Raw genomic sequence first — 17,858 nt, 5'->3', positions numbered from 1 at the left:
ATACCAGTATCTTAAAGGATTTATTAATCCTTCGTGTATAATTGTACCTATTATACACGGATAGAATGGCTCAGTACAACCGATTCATAAGCTTCGAATTCGAATTTCACTCTCCTTACACAATCTACGATTAAGGTAGGTATTGCCACATAGTAAGTTTGAAAACCACCTTAAAATCGAATTTTTTGAAACTGAATATCTCTGATGCGTTTTAAGCTGACCTTAAACATTCGCTGCCTTTATTTAGCAACCTTTTCCTCTTTTTTATAGTCTGAGAATTAAAGAATGTGTAAAGGAGCATTGAAGAGATGAACAAGACCGCTTTATTACTACTTACTATTACTTTGCTTTTTATAGGACTGGTCGGCTGTGGAAATACGGGAAACGAAGTAAAACAAGCAGGCCAGATTGAGTTGGATGCAAATAATATAGTTTCTATCAACTTAATTGAAAAAAAACAGCCCATGGCCACTATTCCGGATCCATCCTCGTTTGAACGTTTTGTTCAAGCCATAACTACTGCTGAATATGATAGAGGACAACTAGATATTGCTCCCAGCGATTACAGCACCACTGTGAACATGAAGGATGGCATAAGTTATGAGTTCTCTTTTTGGATCGGCGGAAGTAACAGTGGGTTACTCATTAAATCCGGACAAATGGGCCACTATCGTCTGTCAGATACCAGCAAAAAAGATCTATTGGACTTGTTTCAATCAACTTTTAAAGATAAGATTTCATCAGAAGACACTGCTAACCCACAGCCCCCAAGTGTTCAAGTTACTGTTGGCGGTGAGCGGTTCGAGGCTATTCAAGGCTCTTATTGCTGGAACGACAATGGCAAAGGCGTATGTGTGGATATGGCTTCTTACGATGAATTGGTTTCCAAACAAAAGGTACATCCTAAAGCCATCAGCGGTGATCGGGTAGAACTCGAGTTCTCATATGCACCCAAAGAGATAGAGGTTATGGCTTCATTTCCCCGTGAGGAACGACCGGACGAAGCCCTTTCCGTGGACAAAAATAGTTTTCAACTCGCAGCAGGTAGCGGCAGACATCTGTATATCATCCATGCAAGATGGCCTCAGGGAAGCGCCAGTTATGTATTTGAAGTAGAATGCTCGGTCAGTAAAAAGTAGTCGGATTGTTTTTGCAACAAGTGGGTGGGATGATGGTAGGATCATATCCATCCTCTCTACGATCAGAAAAAAAGTTTATAATATCGACGTGAAAGGAGCTGAGCTTATGCAATTTCTTGTTATACTCGCGGTTCTCGTTCCTGCAGTGTGGTATTACGCGGCTCTCGGTAAACGGATATCTGCAGAAGAAAAGAAGGACTGGAAGAGATCTCACGAATGAGATCAATCCTTTTACGGGTGGAAAATAACATTTAGCCCCCTGCTAGCAATGCAGGGGCATATTAAAGCCCACTGGCTTAGGCTAGTGGGCTTTTTCGTATGAGTGTGTCTTTTGGCGCGGCAGTCTACGGTATTTGTGTCTCTCTTTTCGCCACTTCTGTGCTTTTCCGCAGCATTCTAAAGCATTTTTGCCTCTCTTCGCACCATTGCCGCGCTTTCCGCAACATTCTGAGGCACTTATGCCTCTCTTTTCGCTACTTCTGCGCTTTTCGCGGCATTCTGAGGCATTTTTGCCTCTCTTCGCGCCACTCCTACGCTTTCCGCAGCATTCTAAGGCATTTTTGCCTCTCTTCGCACCATTGCCGCGCTTTCCGCAGCATTCTAAGGCATTTTTGCCTCTCTTCGCACCATTGCCGCGCTTTCCGCAACTTTCTGAGGCACTTATGCCTCTCTTTTGGCTACTTGCGCGTTTTGCGCGGCATTCTACGGTATTTATGCCTCTCTTTTGGCTACTTGCGCGTTTTGTGCGACATTCTACGGTATTTATACCTTTCTTTTGGCTACTTTGGTGTTTTGCGCGGCATTCTACGGTATTTATACCTTTCTTTTGGCTACTTGCGCGTTTTGTGCGGCATTCTACGGTATTTATACCTTTCTTTTGGCTACTTTGGTGTTTTGTGCGGCATTCTACGGTATTTATACTTCTCTTTTCCCCACTTTTACGCTTTCCGCGGCATTCTAAGGCATTTTTACCTCTCTTTTCGCGACTTCTACGCTTTCGGCGGCATTCTGAGGCACTTATGCCTCTCTTTTCGCTACTTCTGCGCTTTTCGCGGCATTCTGAGGCATTTTTGCCTCTCTTCGCGCCACTCCTACGCTTTCCGCAGCATTCTAAGGCATTTTTGCCTCTCTTCGCACGATTGCCGCGCTTATTCGAGAGACCTGAAGCTAATCTAGCTTTTTAGTATCCGATGCCAACTCTATTATCTTTGCGAAACTCTAGTTTCTTCATTCCACTTTGTCTGCCATTGCTCCAGCTTTGCTTTTCGCACAGCTTCCAAACGTTTGGACTTTTCTTCATCAACCCCGATAATAAAATGCAAATGTGCCGCAATGACCATAAACGCAAAAAGTGACCAGACGACTCCAAAACCAAACACCCAGCTCGGTCCATTCGCAAGCGAAAGCTTCGGCAGTGCATACAAAAGCATGGCCAACGCCAGCAACAAATAGACACCGTGTTTGAACTTGTTTCTTTTTCTCATTAATAACAGCTCCTTCGTAGACAGGATATTCGATTGAATCTATATCTCTACTCTATGAACATGAGGCCCGTAATATGAGACAAGTCCATTAAAAAATATATACCTTTTCAAAATTTTGTATAAAAGGTTAGCATTTATATAGCAAGAGATGCTTATATATGAGATGATGATTTCATTTAGGGAGGCGTTTTTGAATTGAATGCAGCTTATAATCATACCGAATACATAATTCGCAAAAAAGTATTTTCGATCATGGGTGCGAAACTTCATATTTTTGATAGCTCTGAGCAGCTTGTGCTCTATTCGCAAATGAAAGCGTTCAAGCTTAAAGAAGACATTGCACTTTATACGGATGAGTCCATGCAGAAGGAGCTTCTGCGCATAAAAGCCCGCAACGTGGTCGATTTTAGTGCTACTTATGATGTACACGATACAGAGTCCGGTGAGCATATTGGTGCTTTTCGACGTAAGGGTCTCAAATCTATTTTGAAGGATGAATGGATTATTCTTGACCGTCATGATCAGGAAATCGGAAAAATCAAGGAAGACAGCACCGCGATGGCTCTACTGCGCCGCTTCATCGCTATTATTCCGCAGAAATATAATATCGAGATGGATGATACTACGATCCCTGCATTCAAGCAAAATTTCAATCCATTTGTCACCAAAATTATGGCTGACTTCTCGGAGGATCGAAAAGGCAAGCTTGATCGCCGCTTAGGTTTGGCAGCTGGTATTCTTCTCTGCGCAGTCGAAGGTAAACAAGATTAGGTTGAGGTTGGGGTTGGGTTGGGGTTGGGTTGAGATTGGGTCGAGCTTGAACTTAGGCTAGCCCTATAGTCACAGCCACAAGAAAGAGGGTGTTTCCAGAGCCACCGGCTTCGGGAACACCCTCTTTTGATTTTCATTGTTGAAATTTATTCGCCGTACAATTGAGACAAACTCTCGGTGATAATTTTATTTACATCCTCGATTACAACGCTCAGACGGCGTTCCGCATCGAACAGACGACGAATGCCAAGATTCAAGTTAAGCACCTCGAACAGCTTCTCCATCTTTTCCATTTCTTCCTGTGGAGGCATTTCTCCGCTCATCATCCGTTGTTGCAGCTCCATCTGACCTTGGCGGAAATTGTCCAGCATCGCTTTCGCTTCAGGATCTGTTTCTACGACCTTCATGGCATTTCTGATATCCGATACCTCGCTGCTCTCTTTAATGGCTTTCGCCAGTTCATGTGCTTTGTCGTGAATGCTCATTATGATTCCTCCTAAAAGTTTTGTTAGCGTACACTCCTCAGATCGTCTTCGTACAAAACTCACTTCGAAAGCTTACGCTTAAGTTTTGTTAGCGTACACTTCCTATCGTCTTCTTACAGAACTCACTTCGAAAGCTTACGCTTAGGTTTTGTTAACAGCCGCTTCCTGAATCTACTCTGCTCTAAAAACTCACTCCGAAAACATACGCTTAAGTTTTGTTAGCAGCCGCTTCCTGAATTCACGCTGCTTTAGTTTCCAATATTCGCTCATTCCATACTTGTTTCGCTTCTTGGGCCGAGCTTATGAAATGACTGGGCAAGGTTTTTAGCGATTAGGTCAATCACCAAGGGTCATCTGTCTCCATATGATGAATGATATGTAACCCTTAGCTACCAAATTGCCGGCATCATGCTGCCTACCGGAAGGAGATCCACGATGTCCCAATTCAAGATCCCGGTCCATACGGTCAACTCGGGCATCCTGCAGGAAAACGCTATAATGCTTGGCGAAAAATCCATGAAAAGACTCAAAATCCCGTCTCACGGAACACTCCAGCTGGCATTCGGCTCTTTCCGGCAGGAGGTTACCATTATCTCGGCTCCCAAATCCGACATCCTGCGTGTAAGCGAAGGACTGGCGCAGCGGACCGGATGGAAACACCGACAAACCCTCAACGTTTCTTACAGCTCTGTAAGCCGCACCTTGCGGCTTGGACCGTTGATCGGCGTGCTCGTCAGTCGTGACCATCCAGATAATCTCGACAGGTTGTTTGGACCCATTACCATGTTCTGCCGGGAATTGACAAATGCCTGCCACACACAAGGCGCCTATGTATATTTCTTTACCCCGGAAGCGCTGGAAACACGCAGTTCTTCCATTCAGGGCTGGGTATACAACGAGGGTTGGAGAAAAATGAGTCTGCCCATTGCCGATGTAATCAACAATCGGTTAACGACGCGAAAGGTGGAGAATAAACCTAGCGTACAGCATTTTTTGGCGGATGTAAAATCACGATATGGAACGCATTTCTTCAACGAAAAATTTCTTGACAAGACAGAGGTATTTGAAGCTTTAGCGCAAGACCCTTCCCTGCAGCGGTATTTACCTGAGTCGCATGCGTTGAACGGCTTTGCCGTAATGAAGAAGATGTGCAGCCATTACCCAAGTGTATTTTTGAAACCTGTACGAGGCAGTCTCGGCAAAGGCATACTTCGTATCTCTAAAGAAGAAGGCGGAGGTTACCGTCTGTTGTCTACTACCTCCATAGGTACACGCAAGCAAAGCTACACCACTCTCGCTAAATTGTACCAGTCCATCGCTCCCAAAATGAAGACTACTCGATACCAGATTCAGCAGGGATTGCCTTTGATGGAGCTAGGAAGGCGGCCTGTAGATTTCCGGGCACTTGTTCAGAAGAATGGCAGCGGAAAATGGGGGGTTACCTCCATTGTCGCCCGCACCGCCGGAAGCAATCACTTCGTGTCTAATTTAGCTAGAGGTGGCAGTCTCAGCACTGTAAAAGAAGCGGTTAGCAAGAGCAGTCTTCCTCCGGGCGCAAAAGAAAACGTTCAGCTTCAGCTGCCCAGAGCAGCACTTGCCATTGCAAGAGGGGTCGAAACCTTTATCCCCGCTCATTTCGGAGAGCTCGGAATCGATCTGGCACTGGATCAATCAGGACGAATATGGCTCTTAGAGGTTAACTCCAAGCCCTCCAAGAACGATAATACACCGTTAAACGATCAAAAAATAAGACCGTCCGTCAAGCAAATGATTTTATATTGCCGCTACTTGGCCGGTTTATAAGGAGGACACGATGACTGAAACAGAAGTGGGGTTCCTCGGCATTATGACAGGCCGCCGCAACGGGAATCCACCGATCGCCGAGCCAGAGTTTTGCAGTCATTTATGCCGGGCAGCTCCTCTATACAGCCTAAAAGTCCTCGTATTTCATCCAGACGGAGTAGCGGCAGACGGTTCCTCCATTACCGGCTATACCTGGAAAGATGGAAGCTGGCAGAATACTACTTCTTCACCGCCAGATATTGTCTATAATCGCTGCTTTTACGAAGGTCCTAAAGAAAGAAAAGAAGCTTCCGCTGCTCTCTCTACTCTTCATCGTTCCCTGCCTTGGTCTCGAGGTTTGCCAGATAAATGGGGTGTACATGAGATATTGAAGCGCGACCGGAGAGCAGCGGCAATACTGCCGGAAACTGTACTCTATACCGGTACCCGCAGGTTAAGTACAATGCTTGCTGAAAGAGAATATGGAGTCTTTCTAAAGCCCAAGGCCGGCACCCATGGCAAACGTACATTACATGCCATACTGCAGAACAGAGGGATGAGAGTACGAGGGCGTGACGGAACAAATACACCCTTTCAATATGTTTTCGACTCACAGGCTGAAGGACTGAACTGGATTCATGAATTTATCGGCTCACGCCGCTATATTATACAGCCTTTCCTGCACCTAACGAATAGTAAGGGGCAACCGTTCGATGTGCGTGTATTGATGCAAAAGAATGGCCTTGGCCGCTGGACTCTTACCGGCATGGCCGTACGGCTGGGTAACCAAGGTTCGCTGACTTCGAACCTGCATGGCGGCGGAACAGCTGTTTCTCCCCTGCCTTTTTTGCTTGCTGAATATGGTCAGGGTGGAAAAGACATCATGCGTGAGCTTGCTGCAGAAGGTGCATACTTGCCTCCCCTACTGGAGGCTGCATGCGGCAGGCTTGGAGAACTCGGCCTTGATTTCGGTATTGATTCGAGCGGTCGGATTCATTTACTAGAAGCAAATTCCAAGCCAGGGCGCACGGTATTCCGGCTGACGGGCGACCGCCGGGCTGCTAAGCTCGCCGCCGAGAATCCACTGTCTTATGCGCGCCATCTACTGCTCACACAACGACGGATACCATCCCTATCTACGGGCAGCTCCGTTACAAACGGGAGAATGATAACAATGGTTCCTAAGGAGGATTCATAAATGAGTCTCACTTTTTGCAATGTGCATTTCACTAAGCAGCCCCAAAGAGTTGTATATGTATCAGGTGCACTGATGAAAAGCTTGAAGTTAACGGGGAAAAAAAATATACGCTTAAGGCTCGGTAAAGATGCCACCCCGACCATGATCAAGCCCATCAAGCGCGCCGGAAATCACCTATATCTCGCCTCAGGCGTAAAAAGCGCTATCAAGGTTCCGAAATCAGGTGGTGTCTATTTACGCAATCTACAGAATGACGAGGTGCAGCTAGGACCTTTAGTTGGCATATTGTCCGATGGTCCTGCTTCCTCGTCTCAGCCCTTCGGTTCTCGCACAGGGTTCATCAAGCAATTACTGCGGGAAGGCAGCAACAAATGTTATATATTTGCCTTTATGCCGCGTGACATCAACTGGCAACAGGAACAGGTCTATGGATATTTTTTGACTTCAAGCGGTAAGTTTGAACGAAAAATGGTCCCTCTGCCTGATGTTGTCTATAATCGATTGCCCAGTCGGAGAGCTGAGACCTCACCCTATATCAACCAACTTCGCGAACGATTTATGCGGAAAAGAATTCCATACTTTAACTGGAGCTTTTTCAATAAATCCGATATCTATAAGCTTTTAGAAAATGATGGGGCGGCAAATCGATATGTACCTGAAACCCACAGCAATCCGTCCACGGAAAAAATGAGAGAAATGCTGGATCACCATCATTTTGTATACTATAAACCTTCTGCGGGAAGTCTGGGTCACGGCATTTATCGGCTTACCTATCTCCCGAAAAAGGGGTATTTTGCCCGCTACCGCCGCGGTGGAAAAAACGTTCTTTTACGCTTTACCACCTTTGAAGCCCTTATGCGTATGCTTCGTTCGCGTCACGGTCAAAATCTGCAAAATTATATAGTTCAGCAGGGAATACGTCTCATTGAAATAGATGGCTGCCCGATTGATTTCCGGTTCCATATGCATAAAAACGGCAGTAATCAGTGGATTGTAGTCGGCATAGGCGCTAAAAAAGCCGGCCGTGGCAGTGTCACCACTCACCTTAAAAATGGAGGAGCATTGCTTACACCTCAGCAAGCACTCGGACGTGTATTCGGCGCAAGAGCTGATGAAGTACTGCAGCGTGCAAAGACTACAGCCATCAAGCTGGCAGAATCACTAGAAGTCCAGCATCGTCATTTGCTCGGTGAAATTGGCTTTGATCTCGGAATTGATCAGGATGAAGACATCTGGATGTTCGAGGCCAACGCCAAACCAGGTCGTTCCATCTTCCGTCACCCTTCCCTGCGCGCTGAGGGCAAAGCTTCCATCGAGCACATTCTGGAGCATTGTCTATACCTCAGCAAATTCCGCAGGAGGGATGAGATGTGAGCACCCATAATCCGGAAGATACAAAACCTGTTATTGCCATACTGACAACCAGCGATAAAGTACGGCAATTTAATGGCAACCGCAGCAACTTCCGGGACATTATTCGCACAGGCAAAGAAATGGGATTTCTTGTCTACGTCATCACTGTCCGTGACCTCAAACTTGAGGAACGGATGGTGAACGGATATGTCCCATCGTCCAGCGGTAAAATCTGGTACAGCATTCCTGTACCTCTTCCACAAATCATTTATAACCGAATTCCCACCCGTGAGGATGAGGAAAAACCTGCTGTGGTACGTAAAATAGCTCAATGCCTGGAACATCCAGGCATTAAGCTATATAATCCATATTTTTTCAATAAATGGAGTCTGTTCGAATGGTTACGGGGTTCGCACTCCACCTCAAAGCATGTTCCAAAAACGAGACGATTACGCAGTGCAAACACCCTTACTGCCATGCTGAACCAGCATACCAGCCTCTACCTTAAACCAGAGAATGGCAAAGCAGGAAAAGGAATTATGCGCTTAAAATATCGTGCAGATACCGCTTTGCCTTACCGGCTCCAAATTCAAAGCGGCAAAAAAAATGTGACGTACAAAGCAGCTTCCATGGACCGGCTCTGGGCAAGAATCGGAAAAGAAAAAGGAATCTCTCGTTATATTGTGCAGCAGGCTATTGAACTGGCGACTCATCGGGGAAGACCGTTTGATCTGAGGGTGCTTCTGCAAAAAAACAGCAGAGGCGGCTGGGGAGTCACTGGCATAGGTGCACGCCTCGCCGGTGCCCGAAGTATAACGACACATGTACCACGCGGCGGTAGTATTGAAGAGCCTGCCAGCATGCTGGAAAGTACATTTGGAACCGAAAGAGCAGCCATGATCCTGAAGAGCGTGCCTACAACCGCCCTTCTTATCGCTAGACAAATTGAAAGAGCTTCTGATTCTATGCTCGGAGAGATGTCGATGGATCTGGGTGTAGATGAGAATGGGGGACTCTGGTTCTTTGAGGCCAACTCCCGGCCGATGAAATTTGATGAACCCGCGATCCGCAAGCTGTCCCTAGAGCGAATCTTTCACTACGGCCAGCATTTAGCGCGCCAGTTTAAATAGAAATCATTAAAAGGATGTGACACAGCATGCAGATATCCTCCATCTATGACACAAATGCCAAGCAGTGGAAATCACGGCTGGCTGGACTGCTTGAGTTTATAAGAGCGCATGGGGAGAAGCGAATCACAAACCAAGCTTGCAAAGTACTGGCCCGATTAACACCGGATCAGTTGTCAGAGCCGGGTATCTCGCTGCTTGTCGCTACCGTACGCGGTCAGAATGGGCGCCAGCTCGCAGGAGTCAGCTTCGTATCCGGTTTCGGTGCAGAAGCCTGTCTTGTCGCTGTGCACCCCTTCTACCGGAATAGACATACCGGCACTGCCTTAATGGCTGTCCAGCTGAAACGCCTCGGGCATCTGCAATGCAGTGTTGCCTGCGACAATACTGCTAGCCTAAAGATGTGCTTCAATATCGGCCTTGCTGCCGACACACTTACCACTGGTCCTACCGGCAAGCCAACATTACTGCTCCGGTCACTCCATCATACCGGCAGCACTACTATTTCTCCACAAGAAGGTGAACTCCTGTGCCAGAGCCCGTCTTAGGCATTCTTACTTTATATATTAACGAAGCCAAGCAGCTTGAAGAAAAGGCCGTGTACCGGAGAATGATCGTCGAGGGCAAACGAATTGGCTTGGATGTCTTTGTGTTTACCCCCATGGATGTTCATCCCAGCAAAGAGCAGATCCATGCCCTTGTCTTTGATCCCAAGAGCGGAAAATGGTCACGCAAATGGCGTTCTTTTCCGAACATGATTTATGACCGTTGCCGTATTCAGCGCAGCTCACGCTTTCAGCAACTGCTTCGTTTCCGAGAACGCTACAATCATCTGTTATTTCTGAATCGTCCACTGCGCAACAAATGGACCATTCACCAAACATTCTCACAAAAAAGCCGTTTCCGGCAACATATGCCAGAAACTTTACTCTATCAGTCCTCTGCCGACCTGCGCCGGATGCTGAAAACCAATTCAGTAGTCTATATCAAGCCGGCAAACGGCACAGGCGGACGTGGCATTCTCAGAATTGAGAAAATGAAGGATGGGCGTGGGGTATATGATATTCAAGGCCGTCGCCAGGATCGCCGAATCATTCCCACCCGTAAAGTCTCTTCTACTCGGCTGGATTCCATCGTACGGCAATGGTGTATCGGCGGACGTTTCCTTATCCAACAGGGGATCCCATTACGTCTGCCGGGCGGACGTTTCCATGATTACCGGATGCTCGTTCAAAAGAATGGGCAAGGTGTCTGGGAACTCACAGGTATGGCAGCACGGGTCGGTGCAGCGCGGAGTGTAACCTCCAATCTTCATGGCGGTGGTCATGCCGTTCGAGCGGAAACGCTGCTGAAGGAATGGCTGGGTAGTCAGGATAAAACCGATAAAGTCATGAAGACTGCCGAGAGGTTAGGTCTTGATGCCGCAGCCTTCTTGGAAGAAAGTTACGGAGCCTTATGTGAGCTTGCATTGGACCTCGCCATTGATCGCGAAGGTAAAATTTACGTGCTGGAGGTTAATCCAAAGCCCGCCCGTGAAGTGTTCGCAAGATCAGGTGACGGAACCACTTACCGCAAAGCCCTGATTCGCCCTCTGGAATACGCGCTGTGGCTCTACAATAACAAAGGAACCCCCAGCACAGCTAAAACGACTGAGGAATAAAAATTATCTTAATAGTCATCAAAAAAAAGACGCCCCTAACTCGTATTAATACGAAGCCGAAGGGGCGTCTTTTTCGATTTATTTGGCCAGTGATCCCTGCAGGGAACCTGCATCGAAGTCCGGCTGTGCTTCGATATCGGTGTCACCTGCGGCTTTGGCTTTTTCAAGTGCCGCATTATAGCGAGTATTCAAGTCCTGAAGCTCTTTATCTAAATCTCCACCACCAAAAATATATCTATTGAAGACATCAACCTTCTTTAGTCCTTCCAGACGTCCTTCACTAATGACCATCGGAGTCGCTGGATAAATTCCGTCTAACTTCGTAGGCAGAAAATCTTCAATTCCTGCAATGTCTGGTGCCTTGGCAACAGTAGCAACCGATGGAATAACCGAAACCCCATACCCTGCTTCCTGGTAAGCAATCTGCACATCATCACTGTACATCCATTCAATAAACTTCCAAGCTTCTTCCTTATGCTTAGAATCCTTGCTCATAGCCAAATAACTTCCTGCAATAACTTGGCTGACACCCTTCTGCTCCCCGTCAATGGTTGGAGGAATCGCAGCTGCCCAGCGAATTTCAGTTGGGAATTGGGTTTTGTAGACCGTCGGCTCAACGGAATGGTTGAAATACATGCCGATCTTGCCTTGAGCGAATTGCGCACGCAGCGGGTCGATATCAAGCGATTCCGATCCTGGCATCATGCTTCCATCCACCTTAATCTGCCGCAGCGCCTCAGCAACCTCTTTATATACGCTAAAATCAAATTGCCCGGTCTGGAAGTCGAAGCCCTCTGTGCCCTTAGTCTTGCTAAGTGTTGTTATTGGATAAGCGATACGCTCAAATCCGCTGGTACTTTTGAAATTACCCGCGAAGCCGTAAGCGCCTATGTCTTTTCCTGCTGCCGTAATTTTCTTGGCATCCTCGACCATCTCTGCGAGTGTGGTAGGCGGCTCTGTAATGCCAGCCTTCTCGAACAAATCTACGTTATAAATGAGGCGCCAGAACTGACCGATATTGGGAAGGCTATATATTTTGCCGTCAACGGTATTTTTCTCGTTGATAAGTACGTTCTCGAACCGGCTCTTCATCTCTGGTGAAATGTAGCTATCAAAAGATTCCAGATACCCTCTTTTGACCCATGTTGGCACGTTATAAGTATCCACCCGGAGAATATCAGGCGCCTGCATGCTGGAGAAGGCAATATCCACCGACTGGGTATAGTTCTCTGCCATAACCTTCATTTCAATCTCGATATTGGGATTAAGACCTTCATACTCACTGATCTTTTGCTCAATAAAATCAGAATCATGACGATCAATGGTCCAGTAGACCAATTTTGTTTTTTCGGAGTTTGTATTGCTGCTGCTTACCTCCGTATTAGATTCGGATGATGAACAGGCGGCCAACGAGCCAGCCAGCATCAGCGAAACCCCAGCTAATATCCATTTATTTCTTTTCATCTAAAATGCCTCCCTTTTCTTTTGAAATCGCATTCATTTCTTAAGAAAATTATAATTCCACTGCCCTTTTATCAGTGAAGGAGAAAACAACTGTCAATGGGAGACGAAATCACTGTTTCCCTCCACTTTGGGCAAGGTATATTTTGCACGAAAGTCAGTCGGCGTCATTCCGGTGTATTTTTTGAACTGCTCTGTAAAATAGGGTCGATCCTCATAGCCCAAAGAGATGGCAATATCCTGAACCTGTATGCCTTCCAGCACCAGCTCCTTGGCTTTGTCCATTCGTCTCCCGATAATATATTGGGCGAGTGTCATTCCCGTCTCCTTTTTAAAAAGATTGGAGAAGTAGCTAGGACTAAGATGCACCTCCCGTGCACAGTCCGCGACGGATAGATTTCGCTGCAGATTTCCATTGATATGAGTGATGGCCCGATCCACAAGCATACGCGCGTCACTGCATTGGCGTTGTTGCAAATACGTACAGCCCAAACGGCAAAATTCCCGAATCTGGCGGCTAAGATCTTCAAAAGAGACTGCACTGCTCATGTCTGCAAGCTTATTTTCCAGAGTTTTAACTTCCGAATCCGTTGCTTTTTCCGAAAAAATCCGATGGATAGAATGAGCCAGTTCAAGACATAACGTCTTAACGATGGACGGGTTAGGCGTTGCCGGTGCAGTAATCCAATCATGCCAAATATGATCCAGCTGCTCCTCTGCTTTGGACAAATTCGCCGAGCGCAGACAATAAAGCAATTCTTTCTCCTTGTCATATGAGTATCTGGGTAGCACGGCATTCACGACTGCATCTTCAACATAGGTGTACACGCTGTTCCCACCGTTCAGGAAGGTGTTCGCAAGTGCAGACAGCGCCTGCGCATAGGAAGCAGAAAGCTGCCCTACCTCCTCCACCTCTCCACCCAGTCCAATGGATACCGTCTGGTACGTATACCGATGTACATTTTCCCGGCATTTCTCTGCAAGTTGCTCCATATTTGGCTCCGCCAGAGGGTTCATCACAATAACGAACTGATTCACATTTTCCCGGAACACAATGCCCCGAGTGTATTCGGATATTGTATTTTCCAAAATATTCTGTACGGCAAAGCGGATTAATTCCACCTCGGAAACCGTAAGTTCTGATGTACGTTCCACAAAAAAATCCACTTCCGCTACCATCACGCAAAAGTTATGGTTATTCATCTCGATATTGTAAAAATCCCACTGCTGGCTCAAGTGCTGCTGCCTAGTTCCGTAACGGATGAGCAGACGCATATATTCCTGACGCAAATAAGGTAAGCTCTCGCGCAGCTTTTGTTCCATGCCCATCATCTGCTCAGCTTGACTGCGTTCCCGCTCCAACACTTCTTTGGCCTTCAACACGGATTCAAGCACTTGAACCTTGGTATACGGTTTTACAATCAGATCAAAGGCACCCAGCTTAACTGCTTCCTGGGCATAGGTGAAATCAGAATAACCCGTCAAAAAAATCAGTTTGATGCCTGGCTGCTCGGCTTGGATGCTCCGCATCATCTCTAAACCATCCTTAAAAGGCATTCGGATATCCGTCAATACGATGTCAGGACGATGCTTGCGGATCTGCTCCAGACCTTCTTCCCCGTCTGCCGCGGTGGCCGCGATCACAATCCCATGTTCCTCCCAAGGAATCCGCTGCGACAATCCGCGGACCACTGCAGGAATATCATCAACAATACATATTTTAATTGAATGGGTGCTCAGGATTTATTCCCCCTTCCACAGGAATGGATAGAACAGCTTCGGTTTCAACACGCGGACTGCTTCGAAAGACCAATCCGGCTTCTTTGCCGTAGTACAGCTGCAGTCGGCTACATATATTAGACAGAGCGTAACCTCCACTGCCGTTCGGCTCCTTCAGCCAGGCATTGAGTTTCTCCGCATTCATGCCGGTTCCGTTATCGGTAACCCGGATGAGCAGTGTGTTTTTGGCTACTTCTACAGAGATCCGGATCACTCCCCCTCCCCTTAATTCCTTAAGGCCGTGCAGGATTGAGTTCTCCACCAAGGGCTGAATAATAATTTTCAACACAGGAAGCTCCAGCAGTTCCACTCCGGCATCAATTGTATAGTCAAACAACCCTTCGTAACATTGCTGCTGAAGGTTTAGATACTGGCGGACATGTTCCAGTTCCTTGCCTAAGGTCGTAATTTCCTGCCCGTTGTTCAGTCCCAGCTGAAACAGTGCAGACAGCGAAATGACCATCTGTTTCACATCTTCATATTCATCCATCTCACATTTCCAGAAAATCGTGTTTAATGTGTTATATAAAAAATGAGGCTCGATCTGCGCCTGAAGCGCCTTGATCTCCGCTTTTCTCTTTTCTTTTTCTGTATCCTTGACTTCAACAATCAACTCACCAATCCGGTCTAACATCTGGTTAAATTTGCGTCCCGCCTCCCCAATCTCATCCTGGAAAGGACTCTGGAAGCGTGCACTGAGATCCTCTTGCTCAACACGAGACATCGTCCGTTGCAGTTTCAGCAGCGGTCCCAGTAGCAAAGCGGACAGATACCTTGCAAGGAAAAGCGCGATGACGATACATGCCGCCATGATCATCAACACCAGCCATTGAATACTCCGAACAGGTTGCAGCAGTTCCTTTTTGGACAGGTAGCTGACCAACACCCAGTCTTTTGCGTACCCTGAACTGGCATAGCTGAGCAGCATTGGCCCATCCCCAGCAGAATATTCAAAATTACCCCGGTCCGCTTCCCTCAGTTTGTCCAAAAACACAGAGTCCCGAGACCATTCCGGACGTCTCCCGTCTCCGAAGACGCTTGTTCCCTCTTTATTGATCAGTAAAAAACGCGCGGAGCCAAGACTCCCGCCTCCACTTACAGTATCTTCAAGAATGTCCTCTTTTACATTAACAATCAAAAATAGATCAGGGACATAATTGTCTGTAAGCGGCTGCAAGACTAGGGAAATAACATGGTGTTTCCCGGCAAATAGCTCGTCCCGATGACTCTCCACCCAATTGGATTCAGGTTTCTCCTTAATCCGTTGGTACAGCGAAGATTCTAGAAATGGGGTCAAAGTTCTGCGCTGATTGCTGGTAGAGTAGAAATCCCCGTCCGGCGTACTGATCAAGATAGATTCAATGGAGTTTTCCGTCAACTCTACCTGCGTGAAGGGCGCTTGCAGCATAGAAAAATTGGCAAAAAAACGTTCCATATTATGAGCTTTAATATCCCGGATGGTCTGCTGATAAGCTTCGCTCAACATCATCGTGGAGGAAGCCACAATGATTTGCTTTAACTTCTGGTCCAGGACATTGATTGACTGAGTCAGCACATTTTGATTTAACTCGACAGAGTTACGCTCCATCGCCCGAGAAGCGATGGAGTAAGCCAATAAACCGGTGACAGAAATACAGAATACCGTCAGTGCGGTAAAAGATAGCCATATTCTTTTCTTCAAAGAGGTACGATAAACCCAGGCCTTCAGCATGTATTCACATCCTTCTTGAATAGCTGTCCGAAGCCCGCCCCGAATTTAGCCCTTTACAGAGCCAGCTGTCATCTGCATGAACGATTTGTTAGCGAAAATATAGACAACAATCATTGGCAACATGGACAGACATGCACCCGCGAGCATCAATTGAGGTTGCGCCGCATCGCCGATACCATATTTTAGCCCCGCCAATCCTACGGTGAGTGTCTGTAATTTTGGCTGTGTCATGGTAAAAACCAGCGGCAGAATATATTCGTTCCATGCTCCGCGGAAGGTCCAGAGCGCCGTGACTCCAAGGGCGGGTGTCAGAAGCGGTAAGATAACTCGAAAGTATACGCTATAGAAATTACAGCCGTCAATAAAAGCAGCCTCATCCAGATCCTTCGGAATCGCTCGTACAAAACCAATCAACATAAAAAATGCCGTGGCATGCGCACTAATCAGAATAATAATGACACCCCATAACGATTTCTGTAGATTAAGCGCTACCATAAGGTCAAATTGCGGCCGAAGCACCACAGCACCGATCGAGATAAACAGCGTGCAGGACTGAATTACAACATATATACGTTTCCCGTAAAAATCTACTCTCGCTACCGCATATGCGGCCATCGTTCCAATGAATAGAGTGCCTAAGGTGGTAAAGATACTGATAAACACACTGTTCCATGTAAAGCGGGCAAAGTTAGCCGAATTCCAAGCCTGCGCGTAGTTTCCAATCTGCCATGACTTAGGCAGCAAGGTGGTTCCTGTCGTCAACTCCAGATTGGTCTTAAGGGATCCAAAAAAAGCCAGAATAATCGGAAACAACGCAAAAGCCGCCACTATAAGTAGAAAAATCCACAGCAAGGTCCGGGACAGCACCGCTCGGGTCTTGAAGGACCGGACAGGCTGGACCGAAGTGTTCTTCGTCTCCGCATGTAATGTACTCACTGTTCATTCTCCTCTCTTTTAATAGATATCATTTAGCTTTTTAGATACATAAAAGTAGACTAAGGTAATCAGACCTACAATAACTGCTGTGGCAAAACCAACCGCACTACCGTAGCCAAATTGCTGAATGCTTGTACCCCCACTGGATACAGGGAAGAACAGCTTATACAGGTACAGGTACATAACTTCCGTCTTGCCATAAGGACCGCCTTCGGTAAGCACCATAATACTCTCGTAGCCTTTTAGGGAGGCGGTAATAGCGAGCATAATGATCATTTGCAATACAGGTCCGAGCATGGGAACGGTGATGTTCCACATTTTTCTGAAAGGTCCAGCTCCATCTATAGATGCCGCCTCATAGAGATCCTCAGGAATGTTCTGTAAACCAGCGATAAAGAGCAGCATATAGTTACCGATAGCCCCCCATATCGCAATCATAATAGCTGTTAGTAAGGCATATTTCGGCCCTAGCCAATCTATCGGAGCGGAAATAATTCCAGAGCCGACCAATAGCTGGTTAACCATCCCATTGTATGAATTAAAGATAACGTAGAATACGATGGCCATAACCGAAGCACTGATTACGGTCGGCATAAAGTAAATCGCTCTTAGCAGCTGCCGCCCTTTCAAAGCACGATTGAGGACAACCGCCAGTAAAAATGATAATGGCAAGGTGATGAGCAGCTTGCCTCCAGCGTAGATAAAGGTGTTGACCACTGACTTCCAGAATTCCTGATCCCTTAATAAGCGCTCGAAATTCTCCAGCCCGATAAACAAGGGTTCGCCGAAACCCTGGTAATCATAGAACATGTACTTCAGAGCCCAAAAGATCGGATATACTCCAAAAACCAGCGTCAGAATCAAACTGGGAGCAACGAAGGTCCAGGCGTTAATTTGACGTTTTGATAAATTCATTTATTGTTCCTCCTGTCCATTGGACTAAGCTTATGTCCTTAATGATAATTCTATCCG

Annotated in this window: 15 protein-coding genes; 8 read left to right on the top strand and 7 right to left on the bottom strand. The window is 46.7% G+C overall.

Annotated features, from left to right (window positions below):
* The first annotated feature begins 308 nt into the window (after positions 1 to 308).
* A complete protein-coding gene (locus MHH89_RS00515) occupies positions 309 to 1,139 on the top strand; it encodes a hypothetical protein (RefSeq protein WP_076309826.1) in 831 nt (276 codons plus the stop codon).
* Positions 1,140 to 2,341: 1,202 nt separating this feature from the next.
* On the opposite strand, the gene MHH89_RS00510 is transcribed toward MHH89_RS00515, so the two are convergent.
* Positions 2,342 to 2,623: a hypothetical protein gene (locus tag MHH89_RS00510; RefSeq protein WP_076281023.1), complete on the bottom strand. Its 282-nt coding sequence runs from the start codon at positions 2,621 to 2,623 to the stop codon at positions 2,342 to 2,344.
* A gap of 195 nt (positions 2,624 to 2,818) precedes the next feature.
* Between MHH89_RS00510 and MHH89_RS00505 the strand changes: the two genes are divergently transcribed.
* Positions 2,819 to 3,394, top strand: a complete 576-nt coding sequence (locus tag MHH89_RS00505) for a hypothetical protein (RefSeq protein WP_076124891.1) — start codon at positions 2,819 to 2,821, stop codon at positions 3,392 to 3,394.
* Between the two features lie 146 nt (positions 3,395 to 3,540).
* Here MHH89_RS00505 and MHH89_RS00500 read toward each other — a convergent pair whose 3' ends face one another.
* Positions 3,541 to 3,879, bottom strand: a complete 339-nt coding sequence (locus MHH89_RS00500; RefSeq protein WP_036683973.1) for a YlbF family regulator — start codon at positions 3,877 to 3,879, stop codon at positions 3,541 to 3,543.
* A 435-nt stretch (positions 3,880 to 4,314) separates the two neighbouring features.
* Here MHH89_RS00500 and MHH89_RS00495 point away from each other — a divergent pair, with 435 nt between their 5' ends.
* Genes MHH89_RS00495 through MHH89_RS00470 form a run of 6 tightly spaced genes read left to right on the top strand, consistent with a single transcriptional unit; the run spans position 4,315 to position 10,999 of the window.
* Positions 4,315 to 5,682, top strand: a complete 1,368-nt coding sequence (locus MHH89_RS00495; RefSeq protein WP_076124889.1) for a YheC/YheD family endospore coat-associated protein — start codon at positions 4,315 to 4,317, stop codon at positions 5,680 to 5,682.
* A 10-nt stretch (positions 5,683 to 5,692) separates the two neighbouring features.
* Positions 5,693 to 6,859: a YheC/YheD family endospore coat-associated protein gene (locus MHH89_RS00490; RefSeq protein WP_076278574.1), complete on the top strand. Its 1,167-nt coding sequence runs from the start codon at positions 5,693 to 5,695 to the stop codon at positions 6,857 to 6,859.
* Positions 6,860 to 8,233 carry a YheC/YheD family endospore coat-associated protein gene (locus MHH89_RS00485; protein ID WP_036683976.1) on the top strand — a complete coding sequence of 458 codons (1,374 nt, stop codon included), beginning with the start codon at positions 6,860 to 6,862 and terminating at the stop codon, positions 8,231 to 8,233.
* Positions 8,230 to 9,342 (top strand): YheC/YheD family endospore coat-associated protein, encoded by a 1,113-nt coding sequence (locus MHH89_RS00480; RefSeq protein WP_076124884.1) that lies wholly within the window; start codon positions 8,230 to 8,232, stop codon positions 9,340 to 9,342. Before MHH89_RS00485 ends, MHH89_RS00480 begins: the two co-directional genes overlap by 4 nt.
* Before the next feature lie 26 nt (positions 9,343 to 9,368).
* Positions 9,369 to 9,887 carry an N-acetyltransferase gene (locus MHH89_RS00475; protein ID WP_341086006.1) on the top strand — a complete coding sequence of 173 codons (519 nt, stop codon included), beginning with the start codon at positions 9,369 to 9,371 and terminating at the stop codon, positions 9,885 to 9,887.
* The gene (locus MHH89_RS00470; RefSeq protein WP_076124880.1) at positions 9,869 to 10,999 is read left to right on the top strand and encodes a YheC/YheD family endospore coat-associated protein; all 1,131 of its coding nucleotides are present in this window, start codon (positions 9,869 to 9,871) and stop codon (positions 10,997 to 10,999) included. Before MHH89_RS00475 ends, MHH89_RS00470 begins: the two co-directional genes overlap by 19 nt.
* Before the next feature lie 78 nt (positions 11,000 to 11,077).
* Here the strand turns inward: MHH89_RS00470 and MHH89_RS00465 are convergent, their stop codons facing one another.
* The 5 genes from MHH89_RS00465 to MHH89_RS00445 form a co-directional block, all read right to left on the bottom strand.
* Positions 11,078 to 12,463: an ABC transporter substrate-binding protein gene (locus MHH89_RS00465; protein WP_038569657.1), complete on the bottom strand. Its 1,386-nt coding sequence runs from the start codon at positions 12,461 to 12,463 to the stop codon at positions 11,078 to 11,080.
* A gap of 93 nt (positions 12,464 to 12,556) precedes the next feature.
* A complete protein-coding gene (locus MHH89_RS00460) occupies positions 12,557 to 14,173 on the bottom strand; it encodes a response regulator (RefSeq protein WP_256717495.1) in 1,617 nt (538 codons plus the stop codon).
* 7 nt (positions 14,174 to 14,180) lie between these two features.
* On the bottom strand, positions 14,181 to 15,950 hold the full coding sequence (locus tag MHH89_RS00455; RefSeq protein ID WP_340034232.1) for a cache domain-containing sensor histidine kinase: 1,770 nt from the start codon (positions 15,948 to 15,950) through the stop codon (positions 14,181 to 14,183).
* A gap of 45 nt (positions 15,951 to 15,995) precedes the next feature.
* Positions 15,996 to 16,814 (bottom strand): carbohydrate ABC transporter permease, encoded by an 819-nt coding sequence (locus MHH89_RS00450; protein ID WP_076125141.1) that lies wholly within the window; start codon positions 16,812 to 16,814, stop codon positions 15,996 to 15,998.
* A 90-nt stretch (positions 16,815 to 16,904) separates the two neighbouring features.
* Positions 16,905 to 17,801 carry a carbohydrate ABC transporter permease gene (locus MHH89_RS00445; protein WP_038569654.1) on the bottom strand — a complete coding sequence of 299 codons (897 nt, stop codon included), beginning with the start codon at positions 17,799 to 17,801 and terminating at the stop codon, positions 16,905 to 16,907.
* Positions 17,802 to 17,858: the final 57 nt, after the last annotated feature.

Origin of the sequence: Paenibacillus sp. FSL H7-0323, assembly GCF_038002725.1 — a bacterium.
Classification (GTDB): Bacteria; Bacillota; Bacilli; order Paenibacillales; family Paenibacillaceae; genus Paenibacillus_AQ; species Paenibacillus_AQ odorifer.
This window is presented reverse-complemented; position numbering and strand designations above follow the sequence as displayed.